Origin of the sequence: Rubrivivax benzoatilyticus JA2 = ATCC BAA-35, assembly GCF_000190375.1 — a bacterium.
GTDB lineage: Bacteria > Pseudomonadota > Gammaproteobacteria > Burkholderiales > Burkholderiaceae_C > Rubrivivax > Rubrivivax benzoatilyticus.
On sequence record NZ_AEWG01000041.1, the window covers coordinates 1 to 3,422 of the forward strand.

Annotated in this window: 5 protein-coding genes; 3 read left to right on the forward strand and 2 right to left on the reverse strand. The window is 74.7% G+C overall.

The annotated features are described in order from the left end of the window. Both RBXJA2T_RS04275 and RBXJA2T_RS04280 read right to left on the reverse strand, forming a co-directional pair. A partial coding sequence (locus tag RBXJA2T_RS04275) for a hypothetical protein (protein WP_009856092.1) occupies window positions 1–300 on the reverse strand: 300 nt, incomplete at its 3' end. Between the two features lies 1 nt (window position 301). Next, window positions 302–1,033 (reverse strand): response regulator, encoded by a 732-nt coding sequence (locus RBXJA2T_RS04280; protein ID WP_009856093.1) that lies wholly within the window; start codon window positions 1,031–1,033, stop codon window positions 302–304. 196 nt (window positions 1,034–1,229) lie between these two features. On the opposite strand from RBXJA2T_RS04280, the gene RBXJA2T_RS04285 reads away from it, so the two are divergent. The 3 genes from RBXJA2T_RS04285 to RBXJA2T_RS04295 form a co-directional block, all read left to right on the forward strand. Then, window positions 1,230–2,525 (forward strand): DUF4397 domain-containing protein, encoded by a 1,296-nt coding sequence (locus RBXJA2T_RS04285; RefSeq protein WP_009856094.1) that lies wholly within the window; start codon window positions 1,230–1,232, stop codon window positions 2,523–2,525. A 54-nt stretch (window positions 2,526–2,579) separates the two neighbouring features. Further along, entirely contained in the window at window positions 2,580–2,882 is a 303-nt protein-coding gene (locus RBXJA2T_RS04290; protein ID WP_009856095.1) for a VanZ family protein, read from the forward strand. Window positions 2,883–2,977: 95 nt separating this feature from the next. Further along, window positions 2,978–3,422, forward strand: a 445-nt coding sequence (locus RBXJA2T_RS04295; protein ID WP_009856096.1) for a hypothetical protein, incomplete at its 3' end; no start/stop codon positions are given.

Sequence of the window (3,422 nt, forward strand, 5' to 3'; positions counted from 1 at the left end):
GTCGGCCGGGCCGTCGCGCCCGGGTTCGTCGCCGCCCGGCGCCCAGGGCGGCGCGACACCGACCTGGACCCGATCGCCGGACAGCCGCCGCGCCAGCGCCGGACGGTCGGGCGGCGCGGCAGCGGCCAGCGCGGTGGCGATCGTCGCCGCGTGGGCCGCGGTCTCGTGGCCGAGTTCGTCGAGCACCGGCTGCAGCCACAGGTGCAGCACCAGCGCCTGCGTCAGGAAGGCCAGCGCGCCGACCAGCGCGACGCCGGCCGTCAGCCGGCCGACCAGCGTGCCGGGGGTGGCGGCGCCCACCTCAGGCCGCGGCCAGGCGCTGCAGGTGCGGCACGAACATGTAGCCGTGGCCGCGCACGGTCTGGATGTAGCGCGGCATCGCCGGGTCGGGCTCGACGATCTTGCGCAGCCGCATCACGGCGACGTCGGCGGTGCGCGCCAGCAGCTCCTCGCCGCGCGTGTGCGACACCGACAGCAGGCGCTCGCGCGAGATCGGCACCTGCGGGTTGGCCACCAGCTCGGCGAGGATCGAGTACTCGACGGTGGACAGCACACGCAGCTCGCCGTCGACGGCGTGCAGGCTGCGTGTCGCCGGCACGAAGGTGTGCGCGCCGATGCGCACCTCGCGCTCGCCGGCCAGCGGCACGCCCGGCAGCGTGCCGCTGCGGCGCAGCACGGCGCGGATGCGCGCCAGCAGCTCGCGCGCCGAGAACGGCTTGCCGAGGTAGTCGTCGGCGCCCATCTCCAGCCCGAGCACGCGGTCGACCTCCTCGGTGCGCGCCGTCAGCAGGATGATCGGCACGCGGTCGCCCTCGGCGCGCAGGCGGCGGCAGGCGTCGATGCCCGACTCGCCGGGCAGCATCACGTCGAGCACGATCAGGTCGGGCCGGCGGCGGTGGATGCGCCGCATCATCTCCTCGGCGCTGGCCATCGCCGTCACCGACAGGCCCTGGCGCTCCAGGTAGGCCGACAGCATGTCGCGCATCGCGGGGTCGTCCTCGACGACGAAGAGGTGGTGCGGGGTGGTGTCCATCGGCGGCAGCCTAGCGGCGCCGTGTTGCTGCATGTAGCGCAGCGTTGACGCTCCGTTTCGCGGCCCCGAGGCAGGCCGACACGCGGCGTCATCGTGCGTCGCCGCCGGCAACACGCAGGCAATGTTCGCGTCGCGCGCGGGCGCTGCAATCGCCCCGCGGCGCCATGCCGGGCGCCGGACCCTCGAAGGAACGACGATGACGCTATCCCCGATCACGCGGCGCGGCCTGGCCCTGCTGTTCGCGGCCTCCGCCCTGCTGCTGTCCGCCTGCGGCGGCGGCGGCAGCAGCGGCGGGCCCGCCCAGCTGCGTGTGTTCAACGCCAGCACCGACGTCGACTCGATCGACGTCGACCTCGACGGCACGACCGAGTTCTCGGCCGTGGCCGCCGACACGATCACCGACTACGGCTCGTTCGACGCCGACAGCTACACGATCAAGGTGCGCGCCACCGGCAGCAGCGCGGCGCTGGTCACCGGCAGCTACACGCTGGCCAAGAAGAAGCACTACACCGGCATCGTCTGGGGCCGCAGCGGCGCGCTGAAGTTCATCACGCTGCCCGAGGACGAGGACACCGACGACATCGACGACGGCTACGGCCAGCTGCGCGTCTACAACGCGACCACCGACGCCGGCTCGCTGGACGTCTACCTGACGCAGCAGGACGCCGACCTCGCCGACGCCAGCGCGCTGGCCAGCAGCGTCTCGGCCGCCACGCTGGGCAGCTACAAGGACGTCGGCGCCGGCACCTACCGCCTGCGCGTGACGACGGCGGGCGACCCCGACGACGTGCGCCTGGACGTCTCCGGCATCACGATCAACGAAGCCGAGTACGCGACGCTGGTCATCACCGCCGGCAGCGGCGGCGTGCTCGTCAACGGCGCCGTGCTGGTGCAGCAGGGCGGCCTGGCGCAGGCGCGCAACACCCAGGCGCGCATCCGCGTCATCGCCGGCGCCGAGGCGCGCGGCACGGTGAGCGCGTCGCTGGACGGCGGCACGCTGGCCACGCTGGTCTCGCCGTCGGTCGGCAGCTACCAGCGCATCGCCGCCGGCAGCGCCGAGCTGACGGTGCGGGTGGCCGGCAGCGTGGTCGGCACCACGACGCAGACCTTCAAGCCCGGCGCCGACTACACGCTGCTGGCCTACGGCAGCGCCGGCAGCGACGCCGCCTACCGTCTGGTCAGCGACGACAACCGGCTGCCGACCGCCTCGTCGCGCTACCGCATCCGGCTGGTCAACGCCGCGGCGACGAGCGGCGCCACGACGCTGTCGGTGGACTACGCCGCGCTCGTCAACGACGTCTCGCCGGGCCAGGCCTCGAGCTTCGTCACCGCGACGACGAACAGCGACGCCCGCGTGGACGTCACCAGCTCCACCGGCGGCGACTACCTGTACACGCTGACCGAGGCCAGCCTGCAGTCCTACGGCGTCTACACTGTCTTCCTCCTCGGCGGCAACGCCGCGCCGACCGGGGTCTTGCGCAAGGACCGCTGACTGGAATCCGCCCCGCCCTCCCGCCTGGCCTGGCGCCTGGCGCTGCTGCTGTCGGTGTGCGGCGTCGCCTGGCTGGCGTTCACGCCGCACCCGCCACCGCAGGCCGACACCGGCTGGGACAAGGCCAACCACGCGCTGGCCTTCGCCGTGATGGCGCTGGCCGCGCGGCTGGGCTGGCCGGCGGCGCGTGCCGCCACGCTGGCCGCGGCGCTCGCCGGCTACGGCGTGCTGATCGAGCTGGTGCAGGCCGTCGTGCCGGGCCGCAGCGCCGAGCCCGCCGACGTGCTGGCCGACCTCGCCGGTGTCACGCTGGTGCTGGCCCTGGCCGGGTGGTGGCGTCGCCGGGCCGGAAACTGAATGTTTTTACAGTAGTGGCTCGGCCCATGAGCCACTGACGCCGCACACTGTCTCCAACGTCGGGCATCGGGCCCGGCGCGCACCGGGAGACCGTGATGAACCAGGCGATCCTCGACTTCGACCTGCAGGCCCAGGCCAGCGACCGTGCCGGCTTCGAGCTGGGGTGGGACCACGCGCGCCACGGCCTCGTGCCGCCGCCGGGCCTGCTGCTCGACGGCACGCCGATCGGCCAGGGCTGGCGCGCCGGCAAGGCCGTCTTCGGCCGGCGCACGCTGGCCGCCACGCGCCTGGTGCGGCGCTGGCTGGCGCTGCGCACCACGGCCTGGCGCCAGGGCGAGGCGCTGGACCCGGCGCGGCTCACGCTGCGCCATCTGGCGGCCCTGGAGACGGCGCACTGCGCGGTGACGCGGCGGGCGCTGGGCGGCGCCGCCGGCGGCGACGACGCGCCGGTGGTGGCCCGGCTCAACGCCGCGGCCGGCTACACGCCCGGCCGGCTGGCGATGCTGTGCACCCAGGCCGCCGCCGCGCTCGAGGGCCTGG